The organism is Rouxiella silvae, assembly GCF_002093625.1.
In the GTDB taxonomy this organism is placed as follows: domain Bacteria; phylum Pseudomonadota; class Gammaproteobacteria; order Enterobacterales; family Enterobacteriaceae; genus Rouxiella; species Rouxiella silvae.
The window spans coordinates 1-4,035 of the sequence record NZ_MRWD01000115.1; the positions used below are offsets into that span (position 1 = coordinate 1).

Here is a 4,035-nt window from a genome sequence, read left to right on the forward strand (position 1 = left end):
GTATTTTTGAATGCAATACATTTCTTACATCACACATTACTTGTCAAATTATTTTCATATATTTGTGATCTCAGTTTATTAATTCAGTAAAACCTCGACGGACGTTACATACTCGATTAAACCGATGAATGAGTTCACCCTAAAAAATATAAAAAACGTGATTTTATCGTTCACAGCCGTCTGTCATTCAGACAGGTAAAATGAAATGCTCGCCCTGCAGATTTTGTCAGGCTCTTCAGACACATTAATAGTCATTTATCTGGCATACAGCGAAGATTGCTGACGTTATAATCAATTGTCCTTTGTCAGGGGTTAATCCTCACCTTTGCATTAGCGTTAATGTATAATATTCATTCAAAATCAGAAGATTACAGGATCAGCGGAACAATATGATAAGAATTTTTAGCCTGACAAACCCCCGTATCGCGCAGGCGTTTGTCGATCATATGGCAACGCGTGGCGTTCAGCTGCAGGTGAAGCACGAGGGACAAGAAGTCCAAATCTGGCTTGAGGATGAATCAAGGCTGGAGGAAGCTGAAGCTGAACTGGCGATGTTTATAAAAGATCCTTTAAATCCCCGTTATCAGGCAGCGAGTTGGAGCACGGGTAATACCCAAACCAAACTTAGCTATGAGCACTACTCATACTGGCAGAGAATTCGTAGCCAGGCCGGACCGTTGACGATGGCAGTGATGATCATTTGCATCGTGGTCTACATTATTCAGCAGATTTACGGCGACCAGATGGTGATGCAGTGGCTTGCCTGGCCCATTGACAGCAGTCAATACGCTGAGCTTTGGCGTTGGTTCACCCCGGCCTTCCTGCATTTTTCACTGATGCACATTCTCTTTAATGTGATGTGGTGGTGGTATTTGGGCGGCCCCGTTGAAAAACGCCTCGGCAGCGGCAAACTGTTTACTATCGCTGTCATTTCTGCGTTGCTTAGCGGCTGGGGACAGTCTATTTTCAGCGGTATATATTTCGGTGGTCTGTCAGGCGTAGTCTATGCGCTGATGGGTTATGTGTGGCTTACGGGCGAACTTAAACCTGAAAGCCAGCTCTCCCTGCCGCGAGGTTTGATGGTTTTCGCTATCGCCTGGCTGGTGCTGGGTTACTTTAATGTGATGGGCCTCGCAATCGCCAACGCCGCGCATGTGTTTGGTCTGGTCGTGGGTCTTATCATGGCTTTTTGCGATACGCGTACGCCACGCATAAAACGCAGCTAGGGGATTTAGGTGAAACAAACACAACGTCATGACGCCATTGTCGAGCTGGTGCGTCAGCAAAGTTATGTCAGTACCGAAGAGCTGGTTGAGCATTTTGCCGTCAGCCCGCAAACGATTCGGCGCGATCTCAATGATTTGGCCGAACAGAACAAGATTCATCGTCATCACGGCGGTGCGGCACTGCCTTCGAGTTCGGTCAATGCCGCCTATAATGACCGTAAAGTAATGTGGTCTGACCAAAAGGCACGCATTGCCGCCCGCGTGGCAAGCCAGATACCCGATGGTTCAACGCTGTTTATTGATATCGGCACCACGCCGGAAGCGGTCGCCCACGCGCTGATTAATCATCGTGACCTGCGGATCGTGACCAACAACCTCAACGTAGCCACGCTGCTAACCTCAAAAGAGGACTTCCGCATTCTGTTGGCCGGGGGCGAAGTACGCAGCCGCGACGGCGGCATCATGGGCGAAGCTACGCTCGACTTTATCTCTCAGTTCCGCCTTGATTACGGCATTCTGGGGATAAGCGGAATTGATATGGACGGCTCGCTGCTCGAGTTTGACTATCATGAAGCGCGCATCAAACGCGCGATTATCGAGAACTCGCGCAATGTGATGTTGGTAACCGACCATTCCAAGTTTGGGCGTAACGCGATGGTTAACCTCGGAAATATGAGTCTTATCGACTATATGTTTACCGATCAGAAGCCACCGGAAAGCGTGATGGCGCTGATTAACAAGTATGAAGTTCAGTTAGAACTCTGCTAACTAGCATAGATAAATGCCGGGAAGTGCCTCATGACTTCCCGGCCACACCCGTCTAATTCCTTCTATTATTCCGCTTTCATTGTTGTTCGCTTAACCTCCTTTGATGCCCCTAAAACGCGCAATAACGAAAAGCCGGATGAAATTTTCATCATTTTGTCATCCCTTCTCGTTAAATCTAGGTAAAAATGTTACCTACATCACGCATGAATGTTTTTATTTGGTTAACTCTTGGCTTGTTTGTTGGTTATCGATTACAATAATGAGCGAAAACGAACATTAAAGAGCTATAACGAACATCTGGAGGAAGATGACGTGGAAACCAAAGACTTGATCGTAATTGGTGGCGGTATAAACGGTACCGGTATCGCTGCGGATGCGGCGGGCCGCGGGCTATCCGTTCTGCTGCTTGAAGCGCAAGACTTGGCCTGCGCAACCTCCTCGGCCAGTACAAAACTGATCCACGGCGGTCTGCGCTATTTGGAACACTATGAGTTTCGTCTCGTCAGCGAAGCGCTGGCCGAACGTGAAGTTCTGCTCAAACTGGCACCGCACATTGCCTTCCCTATGCGTTTTCGTCTGCCGCATCAGCCACACTTACGTCCGGCCTGGATGATCCGCATTGGTCTGTTTATGTACGACCATCTGGGTAAACGCACCAGCCTGCCGGGCAGTGAAGGTCTGAAATTTGGCCAGAACTCAGTGTTAAAGCCGGAAATAACCCGTGGATTCGAATATTCCGACTGTTGGGTTGACGATGCGCGTTTAGTCGTCCTTAACGCTCAGGAAGTCGAAGAACGCGGTGGCGAGGTTCGTACCCGCACTCGAGTGAATCGCGCATGGCGTGAGAACGACCTGTGGATAGTTGAGGCTCAGGATATTGATACCGGTAAAACCTTTACCTTCCGTGCTAAAGGCCTGGTTAACGCGGCAGGTCCGTGGGTAAAACAGCTCTTCGACGACGGCCTGAAGCTGAAATCACCGTACGGTATTCGCCTGATTAAAGGCAGTCATATTGTGGTTCCGCGCGTTCACAGTGAGCCACAATCTTACATTCTACAAAATGAAGACAACCGTATCGCCTTCGTTATCCCGTGGATGGACGAGTTCTCTATTATTGGTACTACCGATGTGGAGTATCATGGCGACCCGAAAAACGTAGAAATCGACGACGACGAAATTAACTATCTGTTAAAAATCTACAACAGCTACTTCAAGAAACAGCTGACGCGCGAAGACATTGTCTGGACCTATTCAGGCGTGCGTCCACTGTGTGACGATGAGTCGGATTCGGCGCAGAAGATCACCCGCGATTACACCCTAGACGTTCACGATGACCACGGTAAAGCGCCACTCCTGTCTATTTTCGGCGGTAAGCTGACCACCTATCGCAAGCTCGCCGAGCACGCCATGGAGAAACTGTCGAAGTACTATCCTAACGCGGGTCCGGCGTGGACCAAAAACGGCCTGCTGCCGGGTGGCAACATCGGCGAAGGCAGAGAGAGCTATGCGGCAGAATTGCGCCGTCGCCACGGCTGGTTGCCTGAATCGCTGGCCCGTCGTTACACCCACACCTACGGCAGCCAGAGTGAGATTATTCTCGCCGACGCGACCGGTCTTGATTCGCTGGGTGAAAACTTTGGTCATGATTTCTATGAGGCCGAGTTGCGCTATCTGGTAGAAAAAGAGTGGGTCGTCGAGCTTGATGATGCTATTTGGCGTCGCACCAAGCTGGGTATGTGGCTAACCAAACCGCAGCAGGTACGGGTGGCCGAATGGTTGAAGCAGCACGCTCAGCAGCGTAAAGGGCTGTCGCTGGCGTCTTAAGTTCTTCTTCGCTTGTGCCCCCACCCTAACCCTCCCCCTTAGGGGGAGGGGATCATCTTAGAAACTCTGCCCCTCAGGGGAAGGGGATCATCTTAGAAACTCTGCCCCTCAGGGGAAGGGGATCATCTTAGAAACTCTGCCCTTAGGGGAAGGGGATCATCTTAGAAACTCTGCCCTTAGGGGAAGGGGATCATCTTAGAAACTCTGCCCCTCAGGG

General features: G+C 50.1%; 3 protein-coding genes. All 3 read left to right on the top strand.

Annotated elements, in window-relative coordinates; translation table 11 throughout:
* Window positions 1-389 precede the first annotated feature (389 nt).
* The 3 genes from glpG (at window position 390) to glpD (ending at window position 3,818) form a co-directional block, all read left to right on the top strand.
* The gene (gene glpG, locus BS639_RS24530; protein WP_055776014.1) at window positions 390-1,226 is read left to right on the top strand and encodes a rhomboid family intramembrane serine protease GlpG; all 837 of its coding nucleotides are present in this window, start codon (window positions 390-392) and stop codon (window positions 1,224-1,226) included.
* Between the two features lie 9 nt (window positions 1,227-1,235).
* Window positions 1,236-1,994, top strand: coding sequence for a DeoR/GlpR family transcriptional regulator (locus BS639_RS24535; RefSeq protein ID WP_055776011.1), 759 nt, complete (start codon window positions 1,236-1,238; stop codon window positions 1,992-1,994).
* 312 nt (window positions 1,995-2,306) lie between these two features.
* Complete coding sequence (glpD, locus tag BS639_RS24540; RefSeq protein ID WP_084984645.1) at window positions 2,307-3,818, top strand: glycerol-3-phosphate dehydrogenase; 1,512 nt, start codon at window positions 2,307-2,309, stop codon at window positions 3,816-3,818.
* Window positions 3,819-4,035: the final 217 nt, after the last annotated feature.